Genomic DNA, 15,924 nt, shown 5'->3' on the forward strand with positions numbered 1-15,924 from the left:
GGCCGAGCCCGGCCGGACCGGTCAGGGCACCTGCCGGGTGTCCCGGGCCGTCCGGGCAGCCGACGGGTCGGCCGGTGCGGCGACCACCGGCGGTGCGACATCGACGGCAGGCAGCCCGGCCCGACCGGTGACCGGGAGAATGAGCTCACTGCGGCCCAGGTCGACCCGGACGGTGGCGTCCCGGTCGTCGGTCTCGGTGAACTCCGGGTCGCTCTGGCCGAGCACCAGGCCGAGCACGTGCCCGGCGGGCAGCACCGCGTCGTACGCGTTCAGCGGCACCGTCACCGTGTACCACCGATCCGGGCGCAGTGGGGTGCTGAACCCCAGCGAACGGTGGTGTGCGGCGTCGAGCCACCCCCGGGTCAGCACGGCGTGGTCGGAGACCTCGGTGATCTCCTCGGTGTCCCGGTAGCAGGCGTCGTCGACGTCGGTGGAGGATCCCCAGCACGACTCGGTGTCCAATGTCCGCACACCCTCCGAGCTGCGGTACTGGAGTCGCTCGGCGGTGCCGTAGTCGACCAGCCGGGCCGTCAGCTCGGTGGTCGGCCGGTCCACCCGGACCCGCAGCCGCACCGACGGGCTGCCGGAGATCCGCAGCGGAGTGGTCAGCGCCCCGGAGAGGAAGACCAACCGGCCGGACGTCGCGGCGTTCGGCGCGGCGACCAACTCGCTCTCGAACAGTGACTCGTCGACGTACGCCCGCTCCTGGCCCGGTCGCGCGCCACGCCCACCGAGGGTGCCGGTCGCGCCGTCGCCGGCGCCGAGGGCGACCCGGACGTCCCGGGTGCCGGGGGCAGGCCAGTCCCGCTGCGTCGTCCACGTGCCCGGCGCGGTCTCCAGGTCGACCCGTGGCTCGTCCATCACCCCGTTGCGCAGCCCCTGCAACCAGTAGTCGAACCAGCGGTGCAGGGCGGCCACCCACTCGGCGCGCCGAACGTCGAACGGGTCCTCGTGGCCGGCCTGGTAGAGCCAGAGCTTGCGCGGCACGCCCTGCTCGGCCAACTCCTGCCACCAGCGGGCGAATTGGTTGGTCGTAACGTTCAGATCGTTGACGCCGTGCGCCACGAACACGCTGGCGCGCACCCGGTCGGCCGCGGGCCGGTAGTCGCGCTGCGCCCAGAACCCGTTGTCGTCACCGGTCTCCTCGGCGCTGTCCGCGCGCAGCCGGGCCAGCACGTCCGCGCAGGCCTCTTCGGTGCGGCCATTGACGTACGAGTGCAGAAAGCCGGGATAGTCGGTGGCGCGCAGGACACCCTGGTAGCGCATGTAGTCGTACCAACTGGAGATCGCCGAGATCGGCACGATCGTGGCCAGCCCCGGCACACCGGTGGCGGCGACCCCGTTGGCGACCGAGCCGTCCCACGACTTACCGATCATGCCGACCTGTCCGGTGCTCCAGGCGGCGCTCACCGGCCGGCCGTCGGCGGTGAACGCGCGGGCTCGCCCGTTGAGCCAGTCCACCACCGCCCTGGCGCTGCCCACCTCCGCCGGGCCACCGACGTCCTCGCAGCCCGTCGAGCGGGCGGTGCCCGCGAGGTCCACGGCGGCGAAAGCATACCCGCGCGGGACGAAGTAGTTGTCGTAGAAGAGCGGCGCCTTGGCGATCACGCCCGCCGCGTCGTACGTCTTGAGCTCGCCGTCGTTGCCCCGACCGCAGCAGAGGTAGTAGGGCGAGGCGTCCATGATGACCGGCACGCGGACCCCTGTCGCGGCAGCCTCCCGGGGCCGGACGAGGTCAACCGCGACCCGGTCCCGCACGCCGTCGCCGTCGGTGTCGGCGCGGGTCTCGACCCAGACGCTCTCCCGGATCGCGTCGGCATAGGAGTAGGCGGGGACCGTCCGGTCACCCACGACGTGCGGCGGAACCGGGCGGTGCCGTGCCGCCGACTCGGCCGCCACCGGGGCTGCGGACACCGGAGAGGCGGCCACCGGGGCTGCGGGTAGTGCCGCGACCAGCAGGCCGACCAGGCCGCTGGCGACCCGCGCGCGGGTGCCGGTGGACGACGGAGCAGGCGTCATCGGTGTCCTCCCAGGGGCCGACCGTGGATCACATTCCATCGCATCGATGTCCCTCTTGCCTAGTGCACGCGTCGATTCGGGGCGCCGGTCGACAGGTCCACCGGGACCGGCGAGCGAAGCGGGCCGTGGTCAGATCCGGGCGCGGGGCAGCCAGCCGAGGAATCGGAGCCGGACCCTGGTCGGCGGCAACGTGGGTAGGTCCTGGGCGGCGGCGACGAGGCAGGAACCGAGGTAGACCGCGAGTGCGGCGCGCGCTCCCCCGAACTCGGCGAGCAGCTGACTCTGTTTCGTGGCGCAGGGCCACTCGCCGCCGCATCCGGTGCAGGTCCAACTCGGTGGGTTGGGCAGGTGCTCCGGCAGCTTCGCGCGGCGGTACCGGCCGACGACGCTGTTGTCCGAGCGCACGTCGCGTCGCCGCCGCACGGGGCCTCCGTTGCGCTGCGCGGCCGGGTGGACACCGGGCAGATAGCGCCCGACGGTGCCGAAGAGCACTCCCACGCGGATCAGGGCGTCCGGCCCGACGTGATGGGTCAGCAACGCGGTCATCACGTAGTGCCCGAGCAGGTCGAAAGAGTCGCGGTTCAGACTCAGGTCACGGCAGAGATCGACGAAGTCCGGCGTGGTCAGCGGAACCCGGTCGTCGAGTGCCCGGCGCAGCACCTCGCGCAGTGCCTCCCCGAGCCGCCCCGACGCGTCACCCTCACCCAGCGCCAGGCTGTCCTCGTCCGCCACCCGGGCCAGCGCCTCGCCCACCGCCAGCCGAACAACGCGGTCAGGGTCAGTGTTGTCCAACGATCACCCCTCCGTAGGCCGGTCACCCGGCAGCCGCCCGCTCTCCCTGCGACGTCCGTGGGAATTGCGAATAGATTTCGCCGCCGATAGTGCGGGTGGCTAGGGCAGCAGGCGCAGAAACACCAGACGACTAGCCGGAAAGCGAAGTCGGTCTGCCGACACACCGCAGTGATTCGCGGGACGGCACGACGCGGCTGTCGTATGGTGAAATTCCCATCGACAGATATTGCATCCCGGAAACCTTCAACGGTCAGGCCAGATCCGACACCGCCTCGACCGGTCGCCGCCGTCCCGCGCGCGACGTTCGACCCCGACTCCGACGTCTCGTCACCCTCACCGCCGGTCCGCCCCAGAGGACGCGGACGGACCTGGCTCAGCCGACGCACCGCCGGGCATCACACCGGGACACCACCGAGCACAGTGGCACGTCCCGACCTCGCCGCCGGCGGCGGTCCGCCGCCCGGCGACACCTTCACCGGACGGAGACAGCGGATGACGTCACCCCCAGTGCGGACCCAACAGTTCGACAGCCGTGACCCGGCGGCCATTCACCGCTTCCTGTCCACGATGTACGACCCGAGGTTGCGCATCCACAGCAGAAACGGATACCGCCTCACTCATCGCCGCGTCGACACCGGCTCCTTCGCCATCGCGACCACGCGCCAGACGGGGCAGCTCGACATCGGCGCGAGCGCCCTCGGCGGGCTGGTGATCGGACGCGCCCACACCGCCCGAGTCGATCGGGCCTGCGCCGGATCGACCAATCGGTTCGGCCCCGGCGACGTCTTCCTCGTCACCAGGCCCGAAGCGCCATGCACCGCACGCTGGCAACCCGGCGAGGTGGAGCTCTGCGTGCTGGACCTGTCCGTTCTGGCGCAGGTGGCGACCGCCGCGCCGGCGCGGCGGCCCGGCCAGATCCGATTCACCGACCTCGGTCCCGCCGACGCGGCGCTCGCCCGGCAGTGGCGCAACACCACCAGCTTCATCAGTGAAGTCGTGTTGAACAACCCGACCACCAGCGCACAACCACTGGTGATCGGCAACGCCGCGCGAATGCTCGCCGCGGCGGCGCTCATGGTCTTTCCCAACACCGCGTTCACCGAACCGACCAACGCGGACCGACACGACGCCAACACCGCCACCCTGCGGCGGGCGATCGCCTTCGTGGAGGAACACGCCGGCCGGGACATCAGCGCGGCCGACATCGCCGGCGCCGCCGGCGTCTCGCTGCGGGCGGTACAACTCGCCTTCCGCCGCCATCTCGGCACCACGCCGATGGCGTACCTGCGACGGATCCGCCTCGGTCGGGCCCACAACGACCTGGTGCGGGCCGATCCAGGCCGGGAGACCGTCTCGGCGATCGCCAGCCGGTGGGGATTCGCCAGCCACAGCAGGTTCACCGCCCGGTACCACGCCAGCTACGGGGTGCCGCCCCGCGAGACGCTCAATGCCTGAGTCGGGGCTCGGTGCGCGCCGCATCTGGCCGAGGTGGCCACGATCTGCGCCCAGGGCACGGGCTGACACCGGCTGAACCGGTGTCCGATCAACGCAGAGCTCGGGCGAGGCGGCGGACGGCCTCGTCCATGAGCTCGGGTGCGGCTGCGGCGTAGGTGAGACGCAGGTGCGGTGCCGGGGGTTCGGCGGCGTACCAGGGGCGGCCCGGAAAGACGACGACGCCTTCGACGGCAGCGGCGGCGGCCAACGCCACGTCGTCGATGCCGTCGGGCAGGCCGACCCAGAGGTGCAGGCCACCACGCGGGACAGACTGCGGGGAAAGGCCGGGTAAGTGCCGCCGCAGGGCGCTCAGCAGCGCCTCCCGGCGGCTCCGGAGCGCGGTGGTCAGGGCCCGGCGGTGCCGTGACCACGCCGGGGAGGTGACGAACTCCAGCGCCGCCTGTTGCAGTGGGCCGGCGACGAAGAAGTCGTCGAGCAGCCGGGCCGCCCGCAGCCGGGCACCGGCCGGACCACGGGCCCCGATCGCGGCGACGCGCAGCCCGGGCGCGGCCGACTTGGTCAACGAGCGCAGGTAGATGACGTGCCCGTCGGGGTCGTCGGCGGCCAGCGGCGGTGGGGTCGGACCGTCGATGGTGAGGTCGCGGGCGTAGTCGTCCTCGATCAGGAACGCCCCGGCGTCGCGTACCGCGTCGGCGACCTGTGCCCGGCGGTGAGCCGCCAGCGTCGCGCCGTGCGGATTGGCGTACAGCGGCTGGCAGTAGAAGAGCCGGGCACCGGTGCGGGCGAACGCTGCGGCGAGGTGGTCGGGGCGTACCCCGTCGGCGTCCGCCGGCACGGGCACCACCCGGAGCCCGGCCGCCCGGGCCGCGGCCAGCGCGCCCAGGTAGGTCGGCGACTCGACGAGCAGGGCGTCGCCGGGGGCGGCGAGCGCCCGCAACGCCGACGACAGGGCGGACTGCCCGCCGGGGCAGATCACCATGTCCTCGGCCCGCAGACCGGGCCCGGCCTCGCGGGCGAACCAGGCGCGCAGGTCCTCGCGCCCCTCGACCGGCCCGCGCTGCCAGGTAGCGGGCTGGCGGGCGGCGCGGGCGAGGGCGGCGCCGAGCGCGGCGGCAGGCTGCAGATCCGCGTCCAGGTAACCACCGGACAGCGGGATCGCGCCCGCGCGCGGCAGCGCCAGCAGCGCCTGCATCTCGTCCTCACCAGATGGGCGAGCGCCGAGCGCGACGGTCTGCCAGGACAGGTCGGGCACGTGCCGCTCGTCCGGCTGTGCGGCCACGAAGGTGCCTCTGCCGGGTCGCGCCTCGATCAACCCCTGGGCCACCAAGCGCCGGATCGCCTCGGTGACGGTGACCGGTGAGGCCTGGTGCCGGGCGGTCAGCTCACGGACCGATGGCAGTCGGGCGCCGGGACCGGCGGCGGCCACCAGCCCGCGTAGATCTTGGATAACACGCTCGGCTGCGTTACCGTTTTCCATGAAGGACAAGAGTAGCGCTACCACGATCGGCACGGTAACAACGTCCCGGGTTGGCGGCCTCGCCCTCGGCGCGCTGGGTGTGCTCGGCTTCAGCCTCTCGCTGCCCGCCACCCGTCTCTCCGTGCAGCAGCTCGACCCGTGGTTCGTCGCGTTCGGTCGGGCCGTCGGCGCGGGGCTGCTGGCCTGGGCGTACCTGCGTCTCACCGACGCACCGCGACCCTCCCCGGGTCAGTGGCGTCGGATGGCGATCGTCGCCCTCGGCGTCGTTGTCGGCTTTCCGTTGTTCACCTCGTTGGCGCTCCTCACGCAGACCTCCGCGCACGGCGCGGTCGTGATCGCCGCGCTGCCCGCGATGACGGCCGTGTTCGCGGTGCTGCGTGCCGGTGAACGCCCGCCGCCGCTGTTCTGGGCAGCGAGCGCCGGCGGGCTGCTGGCGGTGCTCACGTTCCTCGGCGCCAGTGGCGCGGTACGCGGGGGCGTCACCCTGCCCGACCTTTTCCTGCTCGCGGCGGTCGTGCTCTGCGGCCTGGGCTACGCCGAGGGCGGCGCGCTCGCCCGCGAGTTGGGCGGTGCCCGGACGATCTGCTGGGCGTTGCTGCTCTCGCTGCCCGCCACCGTGCCCGTCACAGTCATCGCCGCCGTGGCCGATCGGCCGCACGCCGACGCTCTCGCCTGGTCGGCGTTCGGCTATCTCACCGTGGTCTCGATGTTCCTGGGCTTCTTCGCCTGGTACGCGGGCCTGGCCCGGGGCGGCATCGCGCAGGTCGGCCAGGTCCAGCTCGCGCAGCCGGTGCTCACCCTGGGGTGGTCGGCGCTGCTGCTCGGCGAGCGCGTGACCCCCAGCTCGATCATGGCGGCGCTGGTGGTGCTGGGGTGCGTCGTGTTGATCCAGCGCACCGCGGCGAAGGGCAGGTCTGGCCAGACGCTTGTGGTGCTCGATGGCCGCTTCGGGCCGGTAGCCGGTGTCGACGGCCGAGCGCAGTCGCCACATGCTGAGCAACGATCACCAGTCAGCGCGCCGTGAGAGGCGCTGGACCCCTGCTACGGTCTGCGCATGGTTGCCGTGTGGCGAATCGTGGACTACCGCCGCGCCGAGACGCCCGTGACCGAGCCGATCACCAAGTTCGGCGGTCAGCCCACCTGGCTCGGGCCACCGCAGTGGCCAGTCAGCGCGGCCTGGGGCACGCCGATGCGCTTCCTGTGCCAGATAGTGCTCGAACCCGAACTCGTCGGCGACGACCCGGGACGGCTCGCCTACGTCTTCGTCACTCACGGGGACCACGGACGCGATGCCGACGAGTTCGACCCGGACGTCATCCTCGCCGACGGGGGCGAGAACGCCGTGGTCGTCCAGCCCGGTACCTTCGCCGGGCCAACCGTCCCGCTGACCAGCGGCCCGACGCTCTACCACGACGATGGATCACCTGCGGAGTACACAGTCGACCTGGTTCGCGACGAGGATCCCGAACCCCTGTTGTCCGACGTTTACCTGGCGCTGTCGTCCGAAGATCGGGACCGCTACGTCCAGGCGATCGACTACGACAAGATCGGCGGTACGGACCTGCCGCTCGACCCGGATGACTGGCCTGTGGGCGGGCCGTGGCGGCCACTTCTGCGTCTCGCGACGAACTGGACGCCGTTCTATCTCAACCTCGGTGCCGCTCCGGTGGCACTCGCGTTTCTGTCCGCCGACGGCCGCGCAGGTTGCCTGCGGGTAGAGGACTCCTAGCCCCGCTCGCGCTCGCGGGCCGTCTGCAACTCGGGCACCGAGTCCTCCAGCAGGTCGGCGAGGCCACGAAGTTTCTCGGCGACCCGTGCGCCGAGGGGGGTCAGCGAGTATTCGACGCGCGGCGGGATCGCGGTGAGCACCTCGCGGGTGAGCATGCCGTCGCGTTCGAGGGTCTGCAGGGTCTGGGAGAGCATCCGCTCACTGACACCGTCGATGCGGCGACGCAGCGCGTTGAACCGGTAGCGCCCCTCGCCGAGCGCCAGTAGAACCAGCGAGGCCCATTTCGAGGTGACGTCCTCGAAGGCGGCACGGGAGGTGCAGCCCCGTGCGAAGACATCGCTGACGAGTTCCTGGGTAGGCCCCGCCGGGTCCTGGGCCGGCATGTCGCTCACCGCACCAGCCTACCCCATGGTTACCCGAAGGCATGTGCTGTAGATTCGTAAGTGCTTGCAAATTCGCCACTGCCCTACCGGAGGTTCCCATGCCCACCTATGCCGTCACCGGCGCCACCGGCCGGCTGGGCCGCCTGGTGATCGAGAACCTGCTCGACACCGGCGTGCCCGCCACCGAGATCGCCGCCATCGTCCGCAGCCCGGAGAAGGCCGTCGACCTCGCCGCGCGCGGAGTCGAGATCCGCAAGGCCAACTACGACGACCCGTCGACGCTGCCCGGCGCCGTGGCGGGCGTACGCCGGCTGCTGCTCATCTCCGGCGACACTCCCGGTCAGCGCGTCGCGCAGCACACCGCGGTGATCGACGCGGCCAAGCTCGCCGGGGTCGAGCGCCTCGTCTACACCAGCATCCTGAAGGCCGACACGACCACGAACCCCCTCGCGCCGGAGCACAAGGCCACCGAGGACGTCCTCGCCGTGTCCGGCCTGGCCTACACCGTGCTGCGCAACAGCTGGTACACCGAGAACTACACCGACCAGCTGCCGCAGTACCTGCAGTCCGGCAAGATCCTCGGTGCCACCGGTGGCAGCAAGGTCTCCGCCGCCACCCGAACCGACTATGCCGCCGCCGCCGCCGTGGCGCTGACCCGCGAGGAGGACGGCAACGCCGTCTACGAGCTGGGCGGCACCGCCTTCAGCTTCGACGAGCTGGCCGACGCCGTCAGCGAGGCCACCGGCACCACCGTCGTCCACCAGGACCTGTCGGCCGACGAGCTGGCCTCGGCCCTCGAGAACGTCGGCCTGGACGCGGGGACCGCCGGGTTCGTCGCCGCGCTCGACCACTCGATCGCCATCGGTGAGCTGGTGACCGACAGTGACGACCTCAGCCGGCTGATTGGTCGGCCGAGCACGCCGCTGCGCGACGCCATCCGGGCCGCGCAGGCCTGACCAACCGCCTCCCGGGCGGGCACGGGCCACACGGTCCCGTCGCCCGCCCGGCGCCCGACCGCTGGACCACGGAAATGGCGGCTCACCCGGAGCGGCGGCGCTCCTTCCGCAGCGGCGACCGGACACGCTGGTGATCCGCGACGCTGGGACGAGCGCTGAGCGCGATATCTTCGACGGCATGGTTGGGCAGATCGACACCCATCGCACCCGGACCACCGGGTTGCCGCCGCGGCGGCAACATGGGCGGTCCGCTTCGGTTGGGCTGACGTGCCGGCCGGAACTCGGCGGCACCGACACGGAGGCCCCTGACTTCCGGCACGCCGTTCGGAACGCACACGCGTTCCCGCATCTGGTGCCGGTGACCCGGTGAAGGTGGATGACGTCGTCGTCCGCGCCGCCGTGCCTGAGGACGACCCCGAGCAGGTCTTCGCACTGCTGTGGCAGCTCGCACCCGACGACTCGCGGCCAGACCCCGCCCGGCTGGCCACCGCCTGGCGCGACCTGCACGCGCAAGCGGGCCGCCGCCTACTGTTGGCGGTCGCCGGGGACACCTTCGTGGGCACTCTGGACGCCCTCGTCGCCCCCAACCTCACCCGCGGCGCGCGCCCGTACATGCTGGTGGAGAACATGGTGGTCGCAGCCGAATGGCGCCGACGTGGCGTCGCCCGGGCGCTCATGGCGGCTGCTCTCGAGGAGGCCGCCACGGCCGACTGCTACAAGATCCAGCTGTTGTCGAACGCGAGGCGCACCGATGCTCACCAGTTCTATGCGGCCGTCGGGTTCTCGCAATCCGCTGTCGGGTACCGCCGGTACCTGACCGCCGTGACATGACTCCGAGGCCACCGTGACATGACTTCGAGGCGTGCCATCCGGGCGGCGCGGGCCGGACCCGCCGCCCGTGGTGTGGATCGCGCCGCGCCGACTACTCCGCCTCGTCCTCCTCCTCGGTGAGCTCGGCCAGCATGTCGGCCGCGTCCCGATTGCCCCCGTCGGCGAGCCGTCGAAGTTCGCCGACGTCGGCGCGCTCTGCCGCCAACTCGACGAGCTGGTCAGCAGCGTCCCGGTCGCCCCGGTCGGCGAGACGCCGCAGCTCGTTCATGTCGCCGAGCTCACTGGCGAGTTCGACCAGCTGGGCCGCCGCGTCGGCATTGCCGTCCTCGGCGAGCTGGCGCAGCTCCGCCAGGTCACCCCGCTCACCGGCGAGTTCGACGAGTTGGTCGATCGCGTCCCGGTCACCGTTCGCGGCCCGTTCCCGCAGGCCGGCAAGATCAGAGTCTGACATCGCACACCTCTCACCAGCTGACTCGCGACCACCTCGCCACCGGTCGACGCGCGCCGGCCGGTCCCGCTCACCACCGAGAACCTAGACCAGCCGGCATCACGCCGGGCGGAAGAACGGCTGACCTGCTGCCGATGACGCTGAACGAGACGGCCCTGATCGTGGCGCAGGGCAGCCTGGCCAGCTAGTGCGCAGGGTGAGCGCCGAGGTCCTGTTGGCCTGCGGCGCCGACGCCCGCCCTACCAGGGAGCGGACGAGCCGCGCCTGAGCGGATCGCGCGGCCGTCCACGGTCATTGATCTTGGCTAGGCTGATGGACATGACCGCACCCCACCCGCACCGCCACGACGACGGCCGAAGGTGGGCCCCCGAGGCGGGCCCGGCACACCCGATCGAGCCGGCCGACTGGTGAGTGGTGCACCCGTTCCCGCCCAGCGGGGCGAGCCGGCCCCACCCGCCGACCGATCCAGTTGGGCCGATCGCTGCGCCCAGCTCGCCCGGTCGCGACCCTTCGAGATCGTCATCGTCGTGGTCATCCTCGCCAACGGGGTCGTCCTCGGCCTGGAGACGTACGACGATCTGATCCCGGCGGGCGCGGCACTGCACTGGCTGGAGTTGTTCTTCCGCGCCGTCTTCGTCGTCGAGATCGGTGTTCGGCTGGCGGCCTACGGCAAGCGTCCACAGGACTTCTTCCGGCACAGCTGGAACGTGTTCGACTTCGTCGTGATCGCGGCGATCTTCATACCGGGCCTGCACGGCGATTCGGCGCTGCTGCGCTTCGTACGGGTCGCCCGCATGGTCCGACTGGTGCGGTTCTCGCCGGGCCTGCGGACCATCGTCTCCGCGCTGTGGCGCAGCCTGCCGGGCGTCGGCGGTTTCCTCGCCCTCGCCGTCGTGACGCTCTACGTGTACGGCATGGCCGGTTGGCTGATCTTCGGGAGCACATACCCGGAGCAGTACGGCGACATCGGCCGGTCCCTGCTGACGTTGTTCGTGCTGCTGTCGCTGGAGACGCTGCCGGACCTCATCGAACAGGGCATGGCGGTCTCGCCGTGGACGCTGCTCTACTACGTCAGCTACGTGGTCATCACCGTCAACCTGCTGCTCAACATCCTCATCGCGGTCATCGTCAACTCGATGGAGGAAGCACGCCGGTTGGAGATGACCGAACGCCTGGCCCCCGGGTACGACGAGGACGGCGACGGCGTGCCGGACGAGGTGGACCGCATCGCGCTGACCCAACGGCTGGACGACCTGCGGGCGGTCATCGCCGAGTTGGAGCGGGAGCTGCGGATCGACCGGGAGGACGGGCACGGCCGGCCCCACCGCGACGGCACCCGCACCAGACGGTGATCCAGTGCTCGCGTTGCGTCATCCAGTTCGGATAGTCTCGGCCGCGGTCCCACCGGTTTGACTGAAGGGCACCCGCATGACGGCCAGTGTCGACAATGCCCAGCCCAGCACCGCTTCAACGGACACACTCGGCACGGTGATCGACGACGTCATCCGCCCGCAGGCCGCGATCGTCGACCGGGAGCGCACCTTCCCCCGCCGGGGTCTCGACGCCCTCGCCGCGGCCGGCCTGCTCGGGTTGGCCTCCTCGACGGAGGTCGGTGGCGGCGGCCAGAGCATGCGGGCGGTCGCCACGGTCATCGAGCGGCTGGCCGCCGAGTGTGGGTCCACGGCGATGGTGGTGCTCATGCACTACGCGGCGACCGCGGTCATCGAGGCGCACGGCCCGCGCGAGGTCCGCGCCGCCATCGCCACCGGCGGTCATCTCACCACCTTGGCCTTCTCCGAGTACGGCTCGCGCAGCCACTTCTGGTCGCCGACCGGCACCGCCACAGTGACCGACGACGGCACCATCCGCCTCGACGCCCGCAAGAGCTGGGTCACCTCGGCCGGCGAGGCCAACAGCTACGTCTGGTCCAGCCTCCCGCTGTCACAGGGCGTCGGTCCGATGACGCTGTGGCTCGTGCCCGCCGACAGTGCCGGCCTGAGCGTGACCGGCGACTTCGATGGGCTGGGCCTGCGCGGCAATGGCTCCCGGCCGATGACCGCCGATGGGCTCCGAGTCCCGTCGGCCGCGATGATGGCGGCCGACGGCGCAGGGCTCGACACCGCGCTCGGTGCGGTCCTCCCCTGGTTCCTGGTGCTCAACGCCGCGTTCTGTCTCGGTCTCGCCGACAGCGCGGTCGCCGAAGCCGGTCGGCATGTCACCGGGACCACGCTCGCGCACACCGGCGCCGCCCTTCGCGACGCGCCCGTCACGCGGCGCGACCTCGCTCGACTGATGATCCGCACCGCCGCCCTGCGCGCCTTCCTGGACGACACCCTCACCGCGCTGGAGAGCGGTCGCGACGACGCGACGCTGCGGGTGCTACAGGTCAAGGCCCTCGCCGGCGAGACCGTCGCCGACGTGACCGATGGCGCGATGCGGCTCTGCGGCGGCAGCGCGTTCCGCAAGGAGCTGGGCCTCGAACGCCGTTTCCGTGACTCGCGCGCAGCCCGGGTGATGGCACCGACCACCGACGCCCTGCACGATTTCGTCGGTCGTGTCGCCACCGGTCTGCCGCTGCTGGACGAGGCCAACCGCTGATGCCGGCGCCAGCCGTCCTGATGGGCGCGGTCGCATACGACCCCAGGGTGGTGACCATCTGGGAGGGGTTCCGCGCCTGGCTGCGCGGACGAGGCCTGGACTTCGACTTCGTCCTTTACTCGCACTACGAGCGACAGGTCGAGGATCTCGTCGCCGGGCGGATCGACGCGGCGTGGAACTCGCCCCTGGCGTGGTTACGGGCCGAGCGACTGGCGGCCGCCACCGGCGCGAGCGTACGCGCGCTCACCATGCGCGACACCGACCAGGACCTCACCTCGATCGTGGTGGTCCGCGCCGACTCGCCGGCACGACAGGTCGCGGACCTCGCCGGGGCGGTGGTCGGCGTCGGCGCGGTGGACAGTCCGCAGGCGACGTTGATTCCGCTGGGTCATCTCGCGACCGCCGGGGTCGAGGTCGACGTACGCCGGTTCGACGTCGGCGTCGGCCTGCACGGCGACCACATCGGCGGCGAGCGCGACGCGGCCCGCGCCCTGGTGGCCGGTGGGGTCGACGCCGCCTGCATGATCGACGCCAACCACCTGGCGTTCGTCCAGGAGGGCACGCTGCCGCCCGAGGGCACCCGGATCGTCGCGCAGACCGGATCGTACGACCACTGCAACATGACGGTTCGCGAGCCGGAGTCCGCCGGTGTCCGACTCTTCGGCACGCTGCTGCTCGGCATGTCGTACGCCGATCCGCAGGTGCGCCCACTGCTCGACCTGGAGGGGCTGACGGCCTGGAAGGACGGCCGCACCACGGGGTACGACCTCCTCGCCACGGCGGTCGACGCCACCGGCTTCTACTCGCCCGACGGGCGGGTGACGGCCACGGACTATCGGCCGTGAGCGCGGCACCGGCCGCCGACGTCGAGGTCCACCTGGGTGATCTGGGCTTCGGCCGGGGAGCGCATTTACTCGTACAACGTGCCCTGGCCGGGCTGTCGCCCGGTGGCCGGTTGGCGGTTTCCGGCCGCGACCCGGCGTTGCCCGTGCACCTGCCCGCCTGGTGTCGCGGCCGGGGTCATCGGGTCGAATGGCCGGAGCAGGGCGACCGGAGCGAGCTGGTGGCGGTGGTCGTCCGGGGCACCGCCGATGACGACCGCTGGTTCGGCGCGGAGCGGGCCGGGCCCGCCCTCCCGTCGGCACTCAGCAGCCGGCCCCCGGCCCGGTGGGGCCTCGGCGCCCGCGGGGCGCTGCTCGAGGCCGGTGGCCCTGAGGCCCGGTTCGACCTGGACGATCGCGACCTGGTGTGGGCCGATGTCGCTCCCCACCTGTACGCGCAGGCGGCCGCACGACAGTGGGATCCGCAGACCGCCGTGCCGTGGGACGAGCCGTTCGCGCTGCCGGCCGATGTCGAGGCCGCGGTGGTGCAGGTGATGACCTACCTGGTCGAGAACGAACAGGCCGCGCTCGTCGTGCCGGCCCGGTTCGTCGGGCGCATCCACCCGCACTTCCGGGAGGTGATGCAGCTTCTCGCTGTGCAGATGGCCGACGAGGCCCGGCACATGGAGGTGTTCAGCCGGCGGGCACTACTGCGGGGTGCCGAGTTGGGCACGTCGTCCGCGGGCGGCCGACAGTCGCTGTTCACACTCGTCGCGGAGTCCGACTTCGCGCTGGCGTCGTTCCTGCTCTCCGTGCTCGGCGAGGGCAGCTTCGTCGATCTGCTCTCGTTCCTGCACCAGAACGCCCCGGACCCGGTGACGCGCCGGATCTGTTGGCTCGCCATGCAGGACGAGCGCCGGCACGTGGTGTTCGGCATGGCGCACCTGGAGCATCAGGCGCAGCTGGACCCACTGCTGCGGGATCGACTGCGGGCCGCCATCCACCGCCGTCACGACGCGCTCGTCGACACCGCGGGCCTCAACGCGGATGTTTTCGACGCGCTGGTGGTGCTCGCGGCAGGTGGTTGGCACCCTGACGAGGTGTCCGCCGGGTTCGACCGGGTGCAGGCTCTGCAACACGCGATGGATCAGGGCCGTCAGCGCCGACTGGTACGGCTGGGTTTCCCGCCCGACGAGGCCGCCGCGCTCTCCGCCCTGCACACCCGCAACTTCATGTGAGCCCTGCGCCGTGGCGCCGGCCGGGCTCCCCCGCTCGGGAGCCCGGCCGCCCGCGGGTCAGCAGTACAGGTTGGCTCCGGCGGCGACGCCGAGAATGCCGACGAACTGCTGGTACCTGGTGACGCGGCTCTGCACCTGCGCCGGGTTGCCATTGTTGCACTCGATCGAGCCGTTGATGCTGCGGATGGTCTCACCGAAGCCGGCGCCGTTGACCATCGCGTTGTGAGCGGTCATGGTGCCCGGCCCGTTCTGGGTCATCCAGTACCAGATGGCGGTCTTCCAGGCGACCGCGGCGTCGTTCTGCACCAGCCACGGGTTGGTCAGCAGTGGCAACTGGAGGGCGATCCCGGCGGCGTTGTAGTTGAAGTTCCAGCTCAGCTGGATCGGTCCCCGACCGTAGTAGGCAGCCTGCCCCGCGGGGCACCCGTAGGGCTGGCCGGGATCGCAGTAGTGCGGGTAGTTCGCGGTGTTCTGCTCCACCACGTGGACGAGCCCACCGGTCTCGTGGTGCACGTTCGCCAGGAAGGCCGCGGCCTCCTGACGCTGGACGGTGGCGCTGCCGGTCCTGGTGAACGCCGAGTAGGCGCTGAGGGCGGCGACGAGCCCGGAGTACGTGTAGAAGGAGTTGCGGCCCGGGAACATCTGGTTGAACTGGGCCTCGGTCACCACGAATCCGCCGGGGTTGGTGGGGGGCGGGGTGGTGGGCGGTTGACCGCCGCAGGTGTACGGCTCCCAGTACCAGGTGCTGATGATGGGGTCGTAGCCCGGGTTGTCGTGCTCGGCGATGTAGTACAGGCCGTTGGTGTACCGCACGATGCTTCCGGTGGCGTACCAGGTGCCGGCGGCCCAGTTCGGATAGGTGCAGCCGCCGGTGGGAGGTGGCGTGGTGCCGCCTCCGCAGGTGCCCAGGTCCTGCCAGACGCCGGTGGTCCCCGGCGGCGCCTCGTTCTGGGTCCACCACTTCGCCTGGTAGTTGCGGCCGTTGTGGGAGACCTGGGCGCCTCCGGTGTAGACGGCCGACGACTGCCAGGACGCCGCGCAGGCGGCGGCCGACGCCGGGGTCGACGGCAGCACCGTCAACAGGCCTCCGGCGACGGTCAGTGCCACGAGCGCGGCCAGGGCGCGCAGTCTCGACATGGGTCACTCCTTCCCGGGAACTCCGAGCGTTACATCGACA

At 71.6% G+C, this 15,924-nt stretch carries 15 protein-coding genes; 9 read left to right on the forward strand and 6 right to left on the reverse strand.

What is annotated here, in order from left to right; all coding sequences use genetic code 11:
- Positions 1–21: 21 nt before the first annotated feature.
- On the reverse strand, positions 22–2,019 hold the full coding sequence (locus ACQEUX_RS10220) for a Xaa-Pro dipeptidyl-peptidase (protein WP_433044691.1): 1,998 nt from the start codon (positions 2,017–2,019) through the stop codon (positions 22–24).
- A 129-nt stretch (positions 2,020–2,148) separates the two neighbouring features.
- Positions 2,149–2,811 carry a hypothetical protein gene (locus ACQEUX_RS10225; protein ID WP_433044694.1) on the reverse strand — a complete coding sequence of 221 codons (663 nt, stop codon included), beginning with the start codon at positions 2,809–2,811 and terminating at the stop codon, positions 2,149–2,151.
- Between the two features lie 492 nt (positions 2,812–3,303).
- On the opposite strand from ACQEUX_RS10225, the gene ACQEUX_RS10230 reads away from it, so the two are divergent.
- Positions 3,304–4,266 (forward strand): helix-turn-helix transcriptional regulator, encoded by a 963-nt coding sequence (locus ACQEUX_RS10230; RefSeq protein ID WP_433044697.1) that lies wholly within the window; start codon positions 3,304–3,306, stop codon positions 4,264–4,266.
- An 88-nt stretch (positions 4,267–4,354) separates the two neighbouring features.
- On the opposite strand, the gene ACQEUX_RS10235 is transcribed toward ACQEUX_RS10230, so the two are convergent.
- Complete coding sequence (locus ACQEUX_RS10235; RefSeq protein WP_433044700.1) at positions 4,355–5,743, reverse strand: PLP-dependent aminotransferase family protein; 1,389 nt, start codon at positions 5,741–5,743, stop codon at positions 4,355–4,357.
- Between ACQEUX_RS10235 and ACQEUX_RS10240 the strand changes: the two genes are divergently transcribed.
- The gene (locus ACQEUX_RS10240) at positions 5,742–6,767 is read left to right on the forward strand and encodes a DMT family transporter (RefSeq protein WP_433044702.1); all 1,026 of its coding nucleotides are present in this window, start codon (positions 5,742–5,744) and stop codon (positions 6,765–6,767) included. The two genes, ACQEUX_RS10235 and ACQEUX_RS10240, sit on opposite strands and share 2 nt — an antisense overlap.
- Before the next feature lie 30 nt (positions 6,768–6,797).
- On the forward strand, positions 6,798–7,472 hold the full coding sequence (locus ACQEUX_RS10245) for a hypothetical protein (RefSeq protein WP_433044705.1): 675 nt from the start codon (positions 6,798–6,800) through the stop codon (positions 7,470–7,472).
- Here the strand turns inward: ACQEUX_RS10245 and ACQEUX_RS10250 are convergent.
- Positions 7,469–7,855 (reverse strand): winged helix-turn-helix transcriptional regulator, encoded by a 387-nt coding sequence (locus tag ACQEUX_RS10250; protein ID WP_433049737.1) that lies wholly within the window; start codon positions 7,853–7,855, stop codon positions 7,469–7,471. The two genes, ACQEUX_RS10245 and ACQEUX_RS10250, sit on opposite strands and share 4 nt — an antisense overlap.
- Before the next feature lie 98 nt (positions 7,856–7,953).
- Here ACQEUX_RS10250 and ACQEUX_RS10255 point away from each other — a divergent pair, with 98 nt between their 5' ends.
- Together ACQEUX_RS10255 and ACQEUX_RS10260 are read left to right on the forward strand one after the other, a co-directional pair.
- Entirely contained in the window at positions 7,954–8,811 is an 858-nt protein-coding gene (locus tag ACQEUX_RS10255) for an SDR family oxidoreductase (RefSeq protein ID WP_433044708.1), read from the forward strand.
- Positions 8,812–9,177: 366 nt separating this feature from the next.
- Positions 9,178–9,642, forward strand: a complete 465-nt coding sequence (locus ACQEUX_RS10260) for a GNAT family N-acetyltransferase (protein WP_433044712.1) — start codon at positions 9,178–9,180, stop codon at positions 9,640–9,642.
- Positions 9,643–9,733: 91 nt separating this feature from the next.
- Here ACQEUX_RS10260 and ACQEUX_RS10265 read toward each other — a convergent pair whose 3' ends face one another.
- On the reverse strand, positions 9,734–10,093 hold the full coding sequence (locus tag ACQEUX_RS10265) for a hypothetical protein (protein WP_433044715.1): 360 nt from the start codon (positions 10,091–10,093) through the stop codon (positions 9,734–9,736).
- Between the two features lie 404 nt (positions 10,094–10,497).
- On the opposite strand from ACQEUX_RS10265, the gene ACQEUX_RS10270 reads away from it, so the two are divergent.
- The 4 genes from ACQEUX_RS10270 (at position 10,498) to ACQEUX_RS10285 (ending at position 14,747) form a co-directional block, all read left to right on the forward strand.
- On the forward strand, positions 10,498–11,442 hold the full coding sequence (locus ACQEUX_RS10270; protein WP_433044718.1) for an ion transporter: 945 nt from the start codon (positions 10,498–10,500) through the stop codon (positions 11,440–11,442).
- A 76-nt stretch (positions 11,443–11,518) separates the two neighbouring features.
- On the forward strand, positions 11,519–12,688 hold the full coding sequence (locus ACQEUX_RS10275) for an acyl-CoA dehydrogenase family protein (RefSeq protein ID WP_433044721.1): 1,170 nt from the start codon (positions 11,519–11,521) through the stop codon (positions 12,686–12,688).
- A complete protein-coding gene (locus tag ACQEUX_RS10280; RefSeq protein ID WP_433044724.1) occupies positions 12,688–13,533 on the forward strand; it encodes a phosphate/phosphite/phosphonate ABC transporter substrate-binding protein in 846 nt (281 codons plus the stop codon). The genes ACQEUX_RS10275 and ACQEUX_RS10280 overlap by 1 nt, the downstream gene beginning before the upstream one ends.
- Positions 13,530–14,747 (forward strand): ferritin-like domain-containing protein, encoded by a 1,218-nt coding sequence (locus ACQEUX_RS10285; protein WP_433044726.1) that lies wholly within the window; start codon positions 13,530–13,532, stop codon positions 14,745–14,747. Before ACQEUX_RS10280 ends, ACQEUX_RS10285 begins: the two co-directional genes overlap by 4 nt.
- Positions 14,748–14,804: 57 nt before the next feature.
- Here the strand turns inward: ACQEUX_RS10285 and ACQEUX_RS10290 are convergent, their stop codons facing one another.
- Positions 14,805–15,884 carry a glycoside hydrolase family 19 protein gene (locus tag ACQEUX_RS10290; RefSeq protein ID WP_433044729.1) on the reverse strand — a complete coding sequence of 360 codons (1,080 nt, stop codon included), beginning with the start codon at positions 15,882–15,884 and terminating at the stop codon, positions 14,805–14,807.
- Positions 15,885–15,924 lie beyond the last annotated feature (40 nt).

Origin of the sequence: Micromonospora sp. CA-259024, assembly GCF_050936255.1 — a bacterium.
GTDB lineage: Bacteria > Actinomycetota > Actinomycetes > Mycobacteriales > Micromonosporaceae > Micromonospora.

What these genes read in the sequence shown, in the direction of transcription:
- ACQEUX_RS10280 (WP_433044724.1), top strand. Translation starts at nt 12,688, where the DNA reads ATGCCGGCGCCAGCCGTCCTGATGGGCGCGGTCGCATACGACCCCAGG.
- ACQEUX_RS10230 (WP_433044697.1), top strand. Translation starts at nt 3,304, where the DNA reads ATGACGTCACCCCCAGTGCGGACCCAACAGTTCGACAGCCGTGACCCG.
- ACQEUX_RS10255 (WP_433044708.1), top strand. Translation starts at nt 7,954, where the DNA reads ATGCCCACCTATGCCGTCACCGGCGCCACCGGCCGGCTGGGCCGCCTG.
- ACQEUX_RS10275 (WP_433044721.1), top strand. Translation starts at nt 11,519, where the DNA reads ATGACGGCCAGTGTCGACAATGCCCAGCCCAGCACCGCTTCAACGGAC.
- ACQEUX_RS10240 (WP_433044702.1), top strand. Translation starts at nt 5,742, where the DNA reads ATGAAGGACAAGAGTAGCGCTACCACGATCGGCACGGTAACAACGTCC.
- ACQEUX_RS10290 (WP_433044729.1), bottom strand. Translation starts at nt 15,884, where the DNA reads ATGTCGAGACTGCGCGCCCTGGCCGCGCTCGTGGCACTGACCGTCGCC.
- ACQEUX_RS10220 (WP_433044691.1), bottom strand. Translation starts at nt 2,019, where the DNA reads ATGACGCCTGCTCCGTCGTCCACCGGCACCCGCGCGCGGGTCGCCAGC.
- ACQEUX_RS10265 (WP_433044715.1), bottom strand. Translation starts at nt 10,093, where the DNA reads ATGTCAGACTCTGATCTTGCCGGCCTGCGGGAACGGGCCGCGAACGGT.
- ACQEUX_RS10235 (WP_433044700.1), bottom strand. Translation starts at nt 5,743, where the DNA reads ATGGAAAACGGTAACGCAGCCGAGCGTGTTATCCAAGATCTACGCGGG.
- ACQEUX_RS10245 (WP_433044705.1), top strand. Translation starts at nt 6,798, where the DNA reads ATGGTTGCCGTGTGGCGAATCGTGGACTACCGCCGCGCCGAGACGCCC.
- ACQEUX_RS10250 (WP_433049737.1), bottom strand. Translation starts at nt 7,855, where the DNA reads ATGCCGGCCCAGGACCCGGCGGGGCCTACCCAGGAACTCGTCAGCGAT.